General features: G+C 41.7%; 12 protein-coding genes, 1 other RNA gene and 1 pseudogene. 2 read left to right on the top strand and 12 right to left on the bottom strand.

The features are described 5' to 3' along the window. Window positions 1-52 precede the first annotated feature (52 nt). The 3 genes from AC1EKL_RS04520 to AC1EKL_RS04510 all read right to left on the bottom strand — a co-directional run bounded on the left by AC1EKL_RS04520 (window position 53) and on the right by AC1EKL_RS04510 (window position 3,193). Window positions 53-913 carry a GRP family sugar transporter gene (locus AC1EKL_RS04520; protein ID WP_480188627.1) on the bottom strand — a complete coding sequence of 287 codons (861 nt, stop codon included), beginning with the start codon at window positions 911-913 and terminating at the stop codon, window positions 53-55. Between the two features lie 94 nt (window positions 914-1,007). After that, a complete protein-coding gene (locus AC1EKL_RS04515; protein ID WP_480188626.1) occupies window positions 1,008-2,474 on the bottom strand; it encodes an ATP-binding protein in 1,467 nt (488 codons plus the stop codon). Window positions 2,475-2,479: 5 nt separating this feature from the next. After that, window positions 2,480-3,193: a response regulator transcription factor gene (locus tag AC1EKL_RS04510; RefSeq protein WP_480188625.1), complete on the bottom strand. Its 714-nt coding sequence runs from the start codon at window positions 3,191-3,193 to the stop codon at window positions 2,480-2,482. 123 nt (window positions 3,194-3,316) lie between these two features. Between AC1EKL_RS04510 and ssrA the strand changes: the two genes are divergently transcribed. After that, window positions 3,317-3,692, top strand: a transfer-messenger RNA (tmRNA) gene (ssrA, locus tag AC1EKL_RS04505). 125 nt (window positions 3,693-3,817) lie between these two features. Here ssrA and AC1EKL_RS04500 read toward each other — a convergent pair. Continuing rightward, window positions 3,818-5,830 carry a mucin-binding protein gene (locus tag AC1EKL_RS04500; protein WP_480188576.1) on the bottom strand — a complete coding sequence of 671 codons (2,013 nt, stop codon included), beginning with the start codon at window positions 5,828-5,830 and terminating at the stop codon, window positions 3,818-3,820. Between the two features lie 180 nt (window positions 5,831-6,010). Beyond that, the gene (locus tag AC1EKL_RS04495) at window positions 6,011-6,667 is read right to left on the bottom strand and encodes a DNA alkylation repair protein (protein ID WP_480188575.1); all 657 of its coding nucleotides are present in this window, start codon (window positions 6,665-6,667) and stop codon (window positions 6,011-6,013) included. A 138-nt stretch (window positions 6,668-6,805) separates the two neighbouring features. Between AC1EKL_RS04495 and AC1EKL_RS04490 the strand changes: the two are divergent. Continuing rightward, window positions 6,806-7,750 (top strand): annotated as a pseudogene (locus AC1EKL_RS04490) (Dyp-type peroxidase). Window positions 7,751-7,809: 59 nt separating this feature from the next. On the opposite strand, the gene AC1EKL_RS04485 reads toward AC1EKL_RS04490, so the two are convergent. The 7 genes from AC1EKL_RS04485 to glmM all read right to left on the bottom strand — a co-directional run bounded on the left by AC1EKL_RS04485 (window position 7,810) and on the right by glmM (window position 16,108). Beyond that, entirely contained in the window at window positions 7,810-8,343 is a 534-nt protein-coding gene (locus tag AC1EKL_RS04485; RefSeq protein WP_480190216.1) for an NAD(P)H-dependent oxidoreductase, read from the bottom strand. A 113-nt stretch (window positions 8,344-8,456) separates the two neighbouring features. After that, complete coding sequence (gene apf / locus AC1EKL_RS04480) at window positions 8,457-8,990, bottom strand: aggregation-promoting factor (protein ID WP_480188573.1); 534 nt, start codon at window positions 8,988-8,990, stop codon at window positions 8,457-8,459. Window positions 8,991-9,299: 309 nt separating this feature from the next. Then, window positions 9,300-10,112: a Cof-type HAD-IIB family hydrolase gene (locus AC1EKL_RS04475; RefSeq protein WP_480188572.1), complete on the bottom strand. Its 813-nt coding sequence runs from the start codon at window positions 10,110-10,112 to the stop codon at window positions 9,300-9,302. A gap of 11 nt (window positions 10,113-10,123) precedes the next feature. Next, on the bottom strand, window positions 10,124-11,977 hold the full coding sequence (locus AC1EKL_RS04470) for an acyltransferase family protein (RefSeq protein ID WP_480188571.1): 1,854 nt from the start codon (window positions 11,975-11,977) through the stop codon (window positions 10,124-10,126). A gap of 206 nt (window positions 11,978-12,183) precedes the next feature. After that, on the bottom strand, window positions 12,184-12,495 hold the full coding sequence (locus tag AC1EKL_RS04465; RefSeq protein ID WP_480172720.1) for a hypothetical protein: 312 nt from the start codon (window positions 12,493-12,495) through the stop codon (window positions 12,184-12,186). Between the two features lie 194 nt (window positions 12,496-12,689). Continuing rightward, window positions 12,690-14,507, bottom strand: a complete 1,818-nt coding sequence (gene glmS, locus AC1EKL_RS04460) for a glutamine--fructose-6-phosphate transaminase (isomerizing) (RefSeq protein WP_480188570.1) — start codon at window positions 14,505-14,507, stop codon at window positions 12,690-12,692. A gap of 248 nt (window positions 14,508-14,755) precedes the next feature. Next, window positions 14,756-16,108 carry a phosphoglucosamine mutase gene (glmM, locus tag AC1EKL_RS04455; protein WP_480188569.1) on the bottom strand — a complete coding sequence of 451 codons (1,353 nt, stop codon included), beginning with the start codon at window positions 16,106-16,108 and terminating at the stop codon, window positions 14,756-14,758. Window positions 16,109-16,124 lie beyond the last annotated feature (16 nt).

Below are 16,124 nucleotides of genomic sequence, written 5' to 3'. Positions count from 1 at the left end.
GTGCTCGATAAAATTCGAACACTGGATTTTTTTGATCGTAACATGATTTTGGTTAAGCAAAGACAGTTAATACTGCACCCACGACAACGAAACATAGTCCGATCATCGTGTAACGCATTTCAAATGGTGACTTGGTTTCTTTTAAGAAGTAAATCCCACCTAATGTAGAAATCAAGACGTTCATTTGACTAAAGATGAAAGCAACGGTAATCCCAATTGCCCGGGCACCAAAAATGTAGCTTAATCCAGCTACACCCCAGAGTAATCCGGAAAGGATGTTTGCATACTGACCACGCTGTTTAAATACTTTCGGGCCTTCAGTCATCAGCTGGTAGATAGTTACCCCAAGCAGGATACCGATAGTTTCCGGTAGGTAAATGGCAATGGAATCAGTATGTGCTAGCACTGGGAAGCGTGGGAAGGCAGAATAAACAATGTAACCAAGGGTGGTGACCAGTAAGAATAAGATATCCTTAATCGTTACTGACTTACCTGCCGACTTGTCTGTGATGGAAGTCAGCATCGCACCAATCACAACCAGTGCCAGAGCGATGAAACCAATCACAACTTGCTTAGTTCCCGTCCATTCATGGAAAATACATACCCCAATTAAAGTGTTCCCAATTAATTGGAAAGCCGTTGAGAGGGGCATGGTGTTAGAAACCCCAATCTTTTTCATGGAAGCAAATTGACCAAATTGGCCAACTGACCAACAAGCTCCAGAAATAACTGCCACCACAAATGGCACTAAATCGATGGACGGCCGCATCAATAACATACTAATTATTGAAACAATCAGTGCTCCTAAACCAATCCCAAATACTTGGTTACTGGAAGAACCACCAACCTTTGTCGTAAATAATGGAATAATCCCCCAACAAACTGCTGGGATTAAAGCGATTAAATAACCCATTGACTATTCAACTCCCTCTCTTAAAATCATAACTTTAACAGGATACAATGAAAGCACTCAATTGACAAGCGCTTTCATAAAGTTTTTCTATTTTTCACTTATCGTCAGAACGATCTGGAAAGTAGACAGTAAAGGTCGTCCCGCGGTTGACTTTACTCTGAACGGTAATTTTACCGTGGTGTAATTTAACTAATTGACGAACGAGTGACAATCCAATTCCAGATTCTCCATACTTCGTATTCATTCGGGAGCGGTCAGCCTTATAAAAGCGTTCCCAGATGTTCTTTAATTGTTCTTCCGTCATCCCGATTCCTGTATCCTGAATCGTAAATTGCGCCCCTTGGGGGAGACGTTCCCCACGGATCGTAATCTTTCCTTGCTGCGTAAACTGAATCGCGTTTTGAATAATGTTAAACATAATTTGCACAAACCGGTCATAGTCGGCATACGTCCGTAAAGGATGCGGAGTCTGAATCACAATTTGATCACCCTGTTCCCGTGCGTTAGGCTCCAATTGATCCTTCAAGTTAGCCAAAACTTCGCTCGCGTCGAAAATTTGTCGATCCATTTTAATTTGATTGGTCCGAATCTTCTCATAGTTCAAATTATCATTTACCAAACGGATTAAACGTTTCGTATCTTTCTGCATCAATTCTAGACTATGCTTACGGTCCTCTTCCGGAATGGCATCATAAATTAAGCCTTCCAATAAGCCGTTGATGGTAGTCAATGGCGTCCGCATTTCATGAGCTGCGTCAGCGAGAAATTCTTTTCGCCGCTCTTCCTGTTCCTTGATCTCTTCTTGCGAAGCCTGTAAGGAATCCGCCATTTTATTGAAGTTCTCACTCAATTCAGCTAATTCATCCTTGCCTTGACTGGAAAGATGAATATCATAATTACCTTGAGCAATTTGATTTGTCGCAGTTTTCATCTTATCGATTCGGCGAGTTAATGATCGTGCTAAAACGTAGCTAACTAATAAGGCCACCACGAGCGCAATCACAAAGTCCCATAACATTCGGTGAAAAATCTGGCCATAAATCTGACGTGCAGTCGACGAGAAAGTACTAATGTTAACAACCGCCACTAATTTATGATTAAAGAAGTACGGTTTAAGCATTCCAATCATTTGTGGCACCGGTACATTCTGGTGTTTTTTTTGCATCACCTTTTCATCCGGGTATGCAATTCGCTTTTTGATAATCTCGCCCTTCCGCAGTTTTTTCCAATCCTGCTTATTAATCCGCGCTGAATATCCTTGACTATTATCATAACGAGTATTACCTTTTGCATCCAATACCGCAAAATAAACGTTCTGCCGGGACAATAATTTCGATTTGGAATCGATCGCTTGTTGCTGAAACCCCACAATTTGATTCGTCTTCCGGTTAATAATCACTTCGTCATCCTGAATGAGACTATCTGCGTATTGACTGAGTTGAAACCATGTCTGATGATACATGGTTTCATTAGCAACACTAACGAATGAAACCATTAAAATGGCACACAGCACCACCACCACCGTGGTAAAGCCGAGAATTTGCCGCCATATTAATTTCATTGGCCTTAGACCTCACTATCGTCAAATTTATAGCCGACACCCCAAACCGTCTGAATGACTTTCGGACCGACCTGTTCAATCTTTTGCCGCAATTTTTTAATGTGTGCATCCACGGTCCGTTCGTCGCCATAATATTCATAATTCCAAACCAGTTGCAGTAACTGTTCCCGGCTAAAGACTTGCTTAGGTTTAGAAGCTAAAGTCTTTAGCAAATCAAATTCTTTGGGAGTTAAATCTTTAATTGGCTGATCATTTAAAAAGGCTTCCCGAGTCTTCGTATTTAATTTAAAGTGCGGGGTCTGAATATCAAAATCCGGTTCACTGGCTGACTCCTTACCGCCAACATTGCCCATTGCAATCCGACGGTGCAATGCTTTAATACGAGCAATTAGCGTCAACGGACTAAACGGCTTGGTAACATATTCATCCGCACCCATTTCGAGTCCTAACACTTGATCACTTTCGGAATCCCGCGCCGTCAACATAATAATCGGCACTTCTGGTGAAATGCGTCGAATATCGGCCGCTACTTGCATCCCATCTTTTTTCGGCAAGTTAAGATCTAGTAATACTAAATCCCACTGTTGAGGATCTTCATCAAATTTATCGACTGCCTTTACCCCATCATACACAAATTCAGCTGTCCACTTTTCCTTTTTAAAAAACATTGCCATCATTTCACAAACCGAGTGATTATCTTCAACCATTAATATGTTCATGATTACACCCCTTATTTCATCTTTAGTTCTACATTATAATTAATTCTTTGCAAAGTCTATGAAGATTTCTTGAATTTTTTGAAATTCCTGTGGGTTGTTGCTATAATACTTAATACACCTTTTGGGGACGTTTTTGGATTCGACGGGTATAGGTTGAATCTTAATTGCACTTCGAAGGTTGCGTCTTCGTAAAAACGCTCAGTTTTTAAATTATAACTGCAAACAATAATTCAAACGCTTACGCATACGCTGCCTAGTCGGTAAGCATGCGTAAATCCGGCCGGGCTCGTCCACGGTGAGTTACCGGGTTTCATATTTAGTGGACTAACGTTACTAATTTCCGTTTGTAATTAGTAAAAGAGATTCATCAAGCTAGCTGATTATGCGTGCCTTGATTAGCGGCGTTTTAATTAGCGAATTTTAAATAGTTAATCTATGAGTGTAGAGATTAGGATGGCAATATGCTCGGACGCGGGTTCGATCCCCGCCGTCTCCATAATGACAAAGCGGACTGGAAAATTTTCCAGTCCGCTTTTTTTAAACATTTTTTTCAGTAAAAAATGACTCCAAATGAGTTCATTCAAAGTCATTTCATACATTATTTTTGACGCTTCATAAAGTCGTCTAGTCGCGCTTCTTACCCAAGCCAAGGCAGATGGCTAGACTAGCACTGGCTAAGCCAAGCAATGCGAGCACACTGTTTTGGTTACCAGTTTGTGGCAACTGGGTAGCATGTCCTTCTGTTGAAGCAGTAACACCTTTGCTAGCTGTCTGACGTTGAACGACTGGCTTTGCTGAGGTTAAACCAGTCTGCTCATCAACACTTTCTGACTGATGATCTGGCTTCGTCGGCTGATCAGGCGTTTGTGGAGTTGGTACTGTGTCCTTTGCCACATGCACTATCTGCAGTGGGTGTTCCGCGCTGATGGTCAGCACTGGTTGACTGCCTACATAATGATAGCCATCTGGTAAAGAAAGCTTAATCGGGTCATTTTCCTTACCTTCCTGATGGTCGGTTTTAACAACGTTCCCTTCCTGATCAACGTAACGAATTATGTTGAGAACCGGTTTGTCAGGCACACTCTCTGGAACATCGGTTTGACTGTAACCAATATTTACAACCGTATCTGAAGAATTGGGAGTAACCGTTTGTGCTTCAACAACAGGCTGACTTGGCTTATAACCCGCGTAGGTTGGAGCCGTAAACGAAGCCCATTGATGGTTGTCGTTAGTTAATTCACTCCAGGAACTTTCATCTGCCGAGTTATTGCCCGTCAAAACCTTCCAAGGCGCATCGTTTAGTGACTGGCCGGTAATAGCATCATAATCGCCAAACTGCTGGAATTGAACAGTTTGCTTAGTTGTGACGACATTACCATTTGGTTGCGTAACGTTGATGGTCCGTGTTTTGGTAAGTGGTGTTTGGTGAAGAGCCCCCGATTGTTTATTAATGACAACAAATTCGTAATTAAGGCCATCCTCATTACCAACGGTGTCGTCCAATAATGGGTAGTCATCGCTACTCTTAATTTGATGTAATTTACCATCGTTACCAAAGTAGCCATAAATTTGGTAATTGTCACTCGATACACCAGCATTCTGAAGGTATTGACTAAGCTGCTGCAGAGCAAAATTATAAATAACGGTTTTGTCATACGTTTGTCCATAATTCAGTGGCGTCAACGCCGTCACAGCATTACCAGATGGTCGTTTATCAGCGTAGGCATTATACAGGTTGCCGTTCATATCTTTAAAAACAAGGTTTACGGGAGCACTCATGTAGATTTTATTGGCGTTTGAATTGTAATCCTCGGTGGAACCTTTGCTACCATGATAGGTCACAACCATTGTTCCCCGTTGAATTGCGGTCGTAACTGTCGCACCAGTCAGGTAGTAGTTACCATCACGATCAATTATTTGATCATTAATTCCGAAGGGAAGCGATGGTCGGTATCCGGTTGGTACTCCAGAAGGCAGAGCTAATTTTTGATCGGGGATAGTCAGTGAGTGACCATTTTGAACCAAGTAGACGTTCATAATTGGACGATCACCATCAGGTAGCGAGTAAATAGTAACCCGGGCAATGTAACGGAAATAAAGGTCCTGGTTACCCGTAACACTGTCAGCAGCGTCAAGGTGAATACTTGGTACTGCGATTCCGTCCGGAACATAACCGGTCGGCAACGTCCAATCAAACGAGTCCCAATGGCCATTCACTGATTGTTGGGTAATGGTTTGTTCAGTTTCCTTAACAGTTTGGCCATTATAGGCAAAACCGCTGGCCTGGATATGAATAACCCGGTTGTATTCTTTATCTGGAGCAGTTTGGTTATTTACCACCGGCTGATTATTGTTAAGAACCGGCTGGGAATTAGCATTCTCCTGTGACGTTTGCGCAGCACTGGTGCTATTTGATGCATCGTCAGTGGAAGATAAAGTAACAATTTGTTTGTTTTCTTGACTAGTGGTTAAGTCTTTCTGCGTATCACTAGTCGTTGGTGTTGCCGGCGTTGCTGAATTTGTTTGATCAGCATGTGCGACCGTCATCCCCATCGTCAGAGAAAGTAAGAAGGCAGAACAGCCGATGACCCATTGCTTTTTCTGTTTGTACAATTTGTATCGCTTGATAACACTCATATTAATTCCTCCAAATAAAAAGTGTAACTATTCATAGAATAGTGTAACACAAATCGGGGGGGGACAAGAAGTGCTACAAATATTTTAATATTAGGGCAAGAAGCATAATTGTTTTAACTAAAAAACAGTATCAAGTTTCGTTCTTGATACTGCTCAATGGTCGGTTCAATTGATATCGCATTATAAATACTTATTGGCTTCCCGAATCGATAAGGCACTTAACCCCTCTTGATGTGTCTGAATAAACTGTCGTACCCATCGAGGATTAGTTTTGGAGTAGTCACGTAGTGCCCAGCCAATCGCCTTGTTAATAAAAAATTCCTTCCGGTCAAGGTTATTTTCAATAATCTCAGCCAGGAGGTTAATATTCACCTGTTCTTTACGCAATAGCTGGTGTTCGATCGCCACGCGTCGCATCCACTGGTCATGATCCAACGACCATCTTAGCATCACTGCATCTACAGCCGGTTCACGCAATCCTAGCTTGCCTAGTGGTTTAATAAGACTATCAATGGTATCCCACCACTGCTTGGTTCTTAAATAAGGTTCAATTCGTGGTAAATCTGCTAATGTTAAAAACTTTTCCATTTGCCACAAATAATCACAAACAAAATATTGCATTTCCCGATGGGGGTCAGCCCAAGCCTGGTCCAACAATTGCCAATCAATTCTGCCATTTCGACGTTCAATCAGTAAATATTGATGGTAAAGTCGTCGTCGAGCGGCGCTTTGGTACCCGTAAAATTCAAACTGATTCCGCATATAAGCCGCCATTTGCTGTGCCAATTCCTGATTTGCTCCCTGTGCAAAACGTGTTTCTAAATCTTCATATCTCACGATTAATTCGCCAACTTTCTCTTCTCTCAGCCCTTTATTATGCCGATAATTAAATTCTCCGTCAACTTATCCTCATCTGTAAATGCTATAATTAACAATGATAAAAATTGATGCTTTGAATGAAAGGAGAGCTTTATTATGGCAGTTAATCCACAAGTAGCGCAGGATGTTTGGAAAGATGCCGGCAGCAACGTACTTTTTACCACCTTTGAACTTAATCGAAAGGATCAAGCGGCGGAACAGGAGGCAATTCAAGAATTTGTCGACCGCTATCAAGCAATTATCCGCTCCATGCGAATTCGTGCTAAAAAGGCCAACGTCCGTGCAGCACTCGGCTTTAGCAACGCGGCCTGGGACTATTTATTCCCAGACGCACCCAAACCAAAGGAATTGGAAACATATCAAACATTGACCGGTCCTAAATACTCCATGCCTGCAAGTAAGGGTGATATTTTTATCCACCTCCGTGCCAATGAAGAAGCGGTTCTATACGAAATGATGAGTCAAATGCGACTCTTCTTAAAGGACTTCACGACCGTCGTTGATGAAACAAAGGGCTTCCGCTACTTTGAAGGGCGGGCCATTATCGGGTTTATCGATGGTACCGAAAATCCCCAAATGGAAGACGCTGCCAACTATGCAATCATTGGTGATGAAGATCCCAACTTTGAAAACGGCTCATATGCCTTTGCCCAAAAATGGCGCCATAATATGGATATCTGGAACCATCTCACCACAGAAACGCAAGAAAAAGCCGTGGGTCGTAAGAAATTCTCAGACTTGGAATTAGCTGATGATGAGAAGTTCAAAAATGCCCACAACGTAGCTTCACAAGCAACGATTGATGGAGTCTAACAAAAAATTGTCCGCATGAACGTTCCTTACTCTGATCCAGCAAATGACAACACGGGAACCTTCTTTATTGGCTACTCCCGGTACTGGAAAGTTACCAAGACCATGTTGCAAAACATGCTTGACCAAAATGATTATTTACTAACCTTCTCCGATATTTTATCGGGTCAGCTCTTCTTTATCCCATCTCGTCCACTATTAGATAAGATTGCGGACGGTGAACTGAATTAATTGTCCCCTACTAAAAAGATCCACACTTCACATCTGAACTGTGGATCTTTTATTTAGGATTATTTTTGAATTGGCAAATCTTCTTTAACAATCATCTCTGCATATTCTTTACTCGACTTTTGCAAATCATCTAGTTCATAAATTGTAAACGGCTGACAAAATTGCATTCCTAAATGAATACTCAGAACTTGAAACGGCTTTAGTAATTCATCAATCGTCGTCCGATACTTACCATTCTTCGTAAAATCATAAGATGGCTCCGAATAAGCTACTGATAACAGTAATTCCTTATTGGCAAGCACACTCTGACCACTTTTACCCGAATGGAGCCAATAATCATCAAACACTGCCTCTTTCCAACGCTGAACCAAAGTCGGTGCATCATACCATTTCAGCAGAGGAAACTGTAACACGATCCGATCTGCATTCATTAAAACTCGTCGTTCTTCGGCAACATCAATTGGCTGACCGCGATACAGGGCATACATATCACGAATGGTCACACTCCGCTTCTGATCAGCGGCTTCAACTAATTTTTTATTGACTAACGAATGCTGCATATCTGGATGGAATAACAATACAACCGTCTTCACTCCTGGTGCACCCCCATACCAATCAAATTCTTTATAATTATCATACCATAGTTTTCAAAAAGGCCGAGACCACCAATGTGAAGATCTCCGCCAATGAATATTAATTATTAATTTTAGTACCAGCCGTTAGCCATCCAGAATTGCTGAGCAGCAGTCCAGGAACCATACCGGTTAGCAACGTATTGGTCAGCCACCCGTTCTTGATTTTCTGGGGACAAATCACCATTTAAGTAAGATAAGCTTAATTGGTACTTACCGTAGTATTGACCATTTTGCACCGTGTATAAACCACGGGATTCATGATAAGCAATCCAATCCTTGGCTGCTTGATCAGCGGCAGAAAGGTTTGAATTATTATTTGGAGTATAAGCTGTTTGTTCCATCTTAGCCTTCGGCTTTGCAGATTGCTTACTACCCTTAATTACTAACTTTTGACCAACGTGAATCGTATTGATGTCATCGATATTGTTCTTCTTAGCAATTGTGTTCACATCTGCATTGTTGAACTTAGCTGCAATCGAAGCAAGGGTATCGCCATTTTGAACAGTGTAAGTAGTGTCAGCATGACCGATCGCAGAAGTTGCGACCATACCCAAAGCTGCCGCCCCAAACGTTGCACTCATCTTCAATAGATTCTTGTTTAACATAAAGTATTAACCGTCCTTTACAAAATCTTTCTTTATCAACGGTCTATATGATACAAGGCAATTATTACTAATTGATTGCAAAGAGTTTGCTTTTCCACTAATTCGCTAAAATAGCTGTAATATTTTGTAACAATTACCATTAATAAGCTATTAATCATTTTTTATTAATAAGGCCTAGACTCGTAATGACGGTAACTTTAGGTTTGCCAAAACAATTCGTGAAAAGCTGATCATGTCTGATTATTAATACTAAAAAAGTCGCCGAATCCTGCATTTTTCGGCGACTTTTCTAACCAATTAAGGCTTATATTACAAGTATTTTGCAAAAAATTGTTCCAAGTAAACGGCAACCCCGTCATCGTCATTACTAGAAGTAAGGTGATTAGCCACCGCTTTCACTTGGGGCAAACCATTGGCCATTACGACCCCATCAGCAGCTGCTTTAATCATTCCTAAATCATTATCCGCATCACCAAAGGTCATTAGATTAGAATAATCCATTCCTAGATGTTGCAACAGATGTTTGAGGCCAACCGCTTTATCCACCCCTTGAGGTAAAAATTCTAAAATGTGGGGTTGTGATTGAACCACATTAAAGTGTTGATGGATTTCATCAGGAATCGTCGGAATGATTTTTTTCAAACGTTCTGCTGGAATCGCCATAACCATTTTAGCGTATGGATGGTTACCCATCGGTAAGTCTGCAAAGTGACGATCCAAAAATTCAATATGCTTAACCGTACCCTTGTATACCGAACGTGGCATATCCATAATTTCATACACCCGGTCAAAATCTAGCACATCCAGTGAGTAATCATGTTCATGAGCAAAGCGGTAGACAATCGCTAAATCATCCGCTGCTAGCCCCATTGAAAACAACGGCTTCTTCGTTATGTTATTTACAACCAGGCCCCCATTGAAGTTAATTGTGTAGTCGCCTTCTTTGGTTAGACCCAATTGCTCAATATAATGCCAAATTGCATTAATTGGCCGTCCCGTACATAACACGACCTTAATGCCCTTATTATGTAATCGCCGTAACACGTCTTCATTTCGTTGACTGATCTCTTTATTACTATTTAAAAGCGTATTATCAAGATCAAGTGCAATCATCTTTATCATTATTTATTCTCCTATTTTAAGAGGCTCTTAACAATCAATCGGGTAAATTGGACATTTCCTTTTTCATTCATATGGACATTATCACCAGCAAACCAATCCTGATGGGCAGCACTTTGCGCGTGCCAATCCACTACATGCACATTGGAATGTTTCCGCGCAGCTTGCTTGATTTGGCGATTAACTGTCCGTTCCCAAGCCTTAGTTGGCACGTGAGCAGTTACCCAGTAAATCTGGTGACCCTTACCAATTGCATCAATAATCTCATTAACCGTATCACCCGTCATAGCGCCGTTGGTTCCCAGGTTCAAAACCACATTTTTATTTAAATGACCATTGTCTTTCAGATCCTTAATGACTGCGGGCGCGTCACTTCCCTGACGACCAACCTTTGCTTCCACATATGCATGGGGCATAACCTGCTGGAGACTGTCAGAAGCGTCCGCCATCACGGAGTCACCAACTGCCGTCACCTTTAACTTAGCCGTCCGTTTTAATTCACCCTTGGTTAAGCCGTACTTCTTTTGTAATGATTTACTGTTCACATTGACTTGCGGTGTCTTGCCCTCCGCGATTAACTTGTTGCGGACGGCAGTTGCGTGCCGACTCTTTTTAATCCGCGTCTGAACGGCCGTATTTTTAGGTGCCCGGTCTGGTGTCGTAAACCCAGCAACCGCTACAAAAAAGATCACTAACGCTGGTGCAATGGCCAACCATTGTTTCCAACCGCGTCGTTTAACATCAAACCAGTTCACGATTGTCAATGGTAAATCCCGCCATTGATAGTGACGTAGTGGCCGTTCCAAAAACCGGTATGATAATTCACTAATTAAAACAATTAATAAGACTTCAACAATTGCATTCAGCATTGGATGTGCTCCTATTTGAACCTTTGCTTCATAAAAAATCATGACTGGGTATTGGTAAACGTAAATTCCGTAGGAACGTTCGCCAACCCACTTAAAAAACGGATTGGACAACCACTGGTTCATATTAGCACCTGGATGCACAATCGTGGCCAGTAATAACATCCCAATCAAACTGTAGAAAAACATGAGGCCATGGTAAGTCCGTGTACTTTGACCATTTACCACAAAAAAACTGACTAACGTTAATGCCAAACTTCCTACGCCGACAACATTTAGAAATCTGCTTTCGCTGGTACTTAACCCCACTCGTAGCTTTTCTCGTGGCCAGATAAACGCCAACCAACTACCTAGTAATAATGAAAAAGCTCGCGTATCCGTTCCGTAGTACACTCGATTAATATTTTGCGGATCATATAGAATCCCCATTTCGATTGCAGAAAGAAGCGCTAAGCTTAATACAATCCATTTGACCGTCCGCTTTCCAAGAAACCTCAGTAATAAGATTAAAATCAGCGGCCATAGAACATAAAATTGAACTTCAACCCCTAAGGTCCACAAATGGGTAAACGGCGATTCACCGCCAAAACGATCAAAATAGGATTGTCCATTAAAAATTTCCCACCAGTTATATACCCACAATAAATTAGTCACGATGACTGCCTTAATGTGGTGCAATAATTGGCGCTGAAAAAGCGTAATGTAAGCCGTCGTTAACACCAGCATGGTGACTAAGACTGGGTAAAGGCGACTAAACCTTCGGCGATAAAAACTCAATAAATCAACATTACCCCGGTCCCATTTTTTGAGTAGTTGATTAGTCACAAAGTAGCCAGAAATCAGTAAAAATAATGGTACCCCTAAAAAACCACCGACCATCACATTAGGTAGTAAGTGGTAAATAATGACCCCTAATACGGCAAGGGTCCGCATCCCATCAACACCAGTAACGTATTGATGGCGACGCGGTGGCAATTGATGTTCTTCAAAAGCTGGGCGCATGGACCAGGACTCCTCCTCAATTAATACGAATAAATACTTTATTATTATAGTCAGAAACCCGGCCGGCGTACAGACCATTTCTTGATAATGCCAGATTAAATTCAGTTGACTGAACTTTCCTTTTAGTTTGGACCATTACCCCCAAAAATTGAGCTTTTAACTAAAAAAGATCACCAAAGCGCTGCTTTGATAATCTCTTACACACCTTAACCAACATGATTTTCTGCAAGGATCGCTTGGACTAGTTTTTCCATCTCCGGGGTCTTCTTCCACTCTTCCCAATGATCCATCGATTCATCTTGCATCTGGTAGTGGCTATTAATGTAGTTTTCATATTTAATCACATTTTGGGAATGCGGAATATTAAGCTTCAAAATACGCACTTGAGTAATGAAATTACGCTCTGCCGCTAGTTCAGCCCGCCCATTATGGACCATATTACCAATTTCATAATATTTACTACCATCTTTACGCGTAATTTCTTCAATTAAATCTAATGTTCCTGGTTGATCCGCCATGATAATTCACCTCATTCTCTATCATAACAAAAAAACCACCGCCAGGGGGACGGTGATCGGCATAAGAGAGAAAGAGAATTGATTAGAAGGTAATTATTAATACCTTATGGTTGTATATTAGCACCCTTTGTAAGCGCTGTCAATAAGTTTCACAAAAAAACGACTATTCGGCATAGTCGTTCATTTTTGAAATATTATTGAACAGTGACGGATTTGGCCAAATTCCGTGGCTTATCAACATCTAGGCCCTTCCCCAGACTAGTGTAGTAAGCTAGTAATTGAGCTGGTAGAACACTTAATAAAGGTGTCAGAAGCGGATCAACATCTGGAATCACAATTGTATCATCTTCCTTTGCGAGATGCCGTGCCGCAATCGTCAACGTATTAGCGCCCCGTGCTTCAGTTTCTTCTAGATTACTGCGGGTTAAACCAGCCGTCCGGTCTTGCGTCACAATCCCAATTACTGGCGTGTTCTTTTCAATTAAAGCAATTGTCCCGTGCTTCAGTTCCCCAGAAGCAAAGCCTTCCGCTTGAACATAGGAAATTTCCTTTAATTTCAGCGCTGCCTCTAATGAAACAGACCAGTCAATTCCCCGTCCAATATAAAAGGCGTTCCGTGGCTTCGATAAGTAATGGGCCGCTAAGGATTCAATCTTATCCTTACTGTCAGTAATTGCTTGCATCCCATTCGCCACAATTCCTAATTGCTGTTTTAAAGCAAAGTTTTGCGCTTCTGGAATCTGTTTAAATTCACCCAGGGCCTTAGCTAAAATTGCTTCGACAGCAATTTGGGCCGTGTAGGCCTTAGTTGAAGCGACCGCAATTTCTGGACCAGCGTACAGGAGGAGAGTATAGGTAGCTTCCCGCGATAACGTCGATTTGTCAACGTTAGTAATCGTTAGACTTGGCCAGTGATGTTCGTTTACGTGAACTAGCACTTCTCGACTATCAGCCGTTTCACCACTTTGGGATAGGAAAATGAAGAATGGCTTTTTCGAAAGCAGTGGCTGTTCATAAGCGAATTCGGAAGAAATGTGCACCGTTGTTGGCGTCTTCGTCAAACGTTCGAATATCCGCGCTCCAATTAATCCAGCATGATAACTTGTCCCAGCACCAACGATATAGATGTGATCAGCGTCAGCCATGTCTTGGAGTAACTTTTCGTCTAGTTGTGGTTGATCATCCTTAAAGTACTTTTGCACTAACTTACGCATTACAGCAGGCTGCTCGTCCACTTCCTTTAACATGTAGAATGGGTAAGCACCTTTATCTGCAGCACTTGGATCCATATCAACAGTAAAAGTATCACGTGTTTTTTCATTACCGTCCAAGTCTTCAATCTTAACCGCATCTGGCTTGACGATTACTAATTCGTGATCGTCAATTTCCATAAAACGATTAGTTTGTTTCAACATTGAAGTAGCATCAGACCCAACCATATTATAGCCATCCGCTAATCCCACTAGTAATGGACTCTTGTTTTTAGCTACAAATAATGTATCTGGCTGTTCTCGGTCCATCAATACAAACGCATAAGATGAGTCCGGGCTGATCAACCGTAGCGTCTTCAACAAGGCCGACTTAGTATCTAGATTATACTTGGTAACAAACTTATCAACGAGTTGCACAATTACTTCTGTATCCGTTTGACTCTTAAATTGAACGTCTTCTAAATAATGATCACGTAGTTGTTGATGGTTTTCAATGACCCCGTTGTGAACTAAGTAGAAACGGTTATCGTTGGAGTATTGTGGATGCGCATTAACCTCATTTGGTTCTCCGTGCGTTGCCCACCGTGTGTGTCCAATTCCGGCAGTTCCTTGAACTTCCGGTGTGAGGGCTTCTTCTAAATTGCTAATCCGTCCTGGACGTTTAACAAGGTAGTCATGCCCCTGCTGGTCATTAACATAGATTCCCGCAGAATCATAACCACGGTATTCCAACTTTTTTAAACCATTAATTAAAATTGAAACACTATTTTTATTTCCGGTTACACCGACAATTCCACACATAATTATGTTCCATCCTTTGAATTAAAATTCCATAAATTGGTATAGATAACTTTCAACAACCAATTTACCTGTCAACGTTTAGACAATAATAATATAGTATAGATATTCACAAGGATTGTCAATGTTTTTTAATAAAATTGGTCTACAATGTCAAACGATTATCATCAAGCTAATTCGCAATTTTTTCACTCCTTTTTTCATATAAAAAATGCCCCGCATTTTGAATCAAAACACGGGACGATTTTCCTTTAGACTTCAAGTTCTGCCTTGGCAACCGCTGCAATCTTCATAACATAATCATGAACTAATTCTTTAGTTGGCGCCTCAGCCATGATTCGCAATAATGGCTCCGTCCCGCTTGGTCGTACCAAGACCCGACCGTCACCATTCATTTCCGTTTCTACCTCTTTAATTACTGTTTGCAACTTGTCATTGTTCATTGCTGCTTGCTTGTCAGCGACCCGAATATTAACTAATTCTTGCGGATAGGTCGTCACATCAGCAGCCAGTTCAGCAAGACTCTTTCCAGTTAACTTCATTACTTGCAGCAATTGCAGTGCAGTAAGCATCCCATCACCAGTTGTATTGTGGTCAAGAAAGATAATATGACCAGATTGTTCACCACCAAGGTTGTAGCCGTTCTTTAACATCTCTTCAACCACATACCGGTCACCAACTTTAGTCTTCACACTCTTCATACCATGTGCTTCCAGGGCTTTATACATTCCCAAGTTACTCATCACCGTTGTAACCACGGTATCCTTCTTCAGGCGACCATTTTCATCCATATTCTTACCACAGATGTACATGATCTTATCCCCATCGACAATGTTACCTTCGGCATCGACGGCAATACAACGGTCACCGTCACCGTCAAAGGCAATTCCCAGATCAGCTTGGTTTTCAACCACCGCCTTCTGCAATCCTGCTGGATGCGTTGAACCACAATTTAAATTCGTGTTAAGTCCATCTGGTTGGTCATTAATTGGGACAAAGTCGACCTCGACATCCGCAAAAAGGTTAGAAACAAAGTCACTCGTGGCCCCATTAGCTGCATCAACAACTACCTTGAGGCCAGTCAATTCAGTCGAAATCGTTTGTTCAAGGAATGACGTGTACTTTAATGCGCCCTCTTTGTAATCTTCAACCACACCTAAGCCATCATCGGAAGGGCGTGGTAAATCATCGGTTGGTGCATCAAGGATTTGCTCAATTTCATACTCTAATTCATCAGAAAGCTTAAAGCCGTCGCTACCAAAGTACTTAATTCCGTTATATTGAATTGGGTTATGAGATGCCGTAATCATTACCCCAGCATCTGCTTCTTGGGCCCGAACTAGGTAGGCGACTCCGGGTGTCGTTACAACTCCCAGACGCAACACTTCAATTCCAACCGAAAGAAGTCCAGCTACCAAAGCGTTTTCCAACATTTGACCAGAAATTCTAGTATCCCGCGATACTAAAACTTGGGGACGTTTCCGTTCTGAATGGCGTGTGAGCACATAACCACCGGCACGGCCAACCCGAAAGGCTAATTCAGGGCTTAAATCCTTATTTGCAACTCCCCGCACACCATCTGTACCAAAATATTTTAACTTCATTCGTTTTCTCCTATTC

Source organism: Limosilactobacillus sp. C0001E2 (assembly GCF_056590915.1).
This window is presented reverse-complemented; position numbering and strand designations above follow the sequence as displayed.

What these genes read in the sequence shown, in the direction of transcription:
- AC1EKL_RS04520 (WP_480188627.1), bottom strand. Translation starts at nt 913, where the DNA reads ATGGGTTATTTAATCGCTTTAATCCCAGCAGTTTGTTGGGGGATTATT.
- AC1EKL_RS04515 (WP_480188626.1), bottom strand. Translation starts at nt 2,474, where the DNA reads ATGAAATTAATATGGCGGCAAATTCTCGGCTTTACCACGGTGGTGGTG.
- AC1EKL_RS04510 (WP_480188625.1), bottom strand. Translation starts at nt 3,193, where the DNA reads ATGAACATATTAATGGTTGAAGATAATCACTCGGTTTGTGAAATGATG.
- AC1EKL_RS04500 (WP_480188576.1), bottom strand. Translation starts at nt 5,830, where the DNA reads ATGAGTGTTATCAAGCGATACAAATTGTACAAACAGAAAAAGCAATGG.
- apf (WP_480188573.1), bottom strand. Translation starts at nt 8,990, where the DNA reads ATGTTAAACAAGAATCTATTGAAGATGAGTGCAACGTTTGGGGCGGCA.
- AC1EKL_RS04475 (WP_480188572.1), bottom strand. Translation starts at nt 10,112, where the DNA reads ATGATAAAGATGATTGCACTTGATCTTGATAATACGCTTTTAAATAGT.
- AC1EKL_RS04470 (WP_480188571.1), bottom strand. Translation starts at nt 11,977, where the DNA reads ATGCGCCCAGCTTTTGAAGAACATCAATTGCCACCGCGTCGCCATCAA.
- AC1EKL_RS04465 (WP_480172720.1), bottom strand. Translation starts at nt 12,495, where the DNA reads ATGGCGGATCAACCAGGAACATTAGATTTAATTGAAGAAATTACGCGT.
- glmS (WP_480188570.1), bottom strand. Translation starts at nt 14,507, where the DNA reads ATGTGTGGAATTGTCGGTGTAACCGGAAATAAAAATAGTGTTTCAATT.
- glmM (WP_480188569.1), bottom strand. Translation starts at nt 16,108, where the DNA reads ATGAAGTTAAAATATTTTGGTACAGATGGTGTGCGGGGAGTTGCAAAT.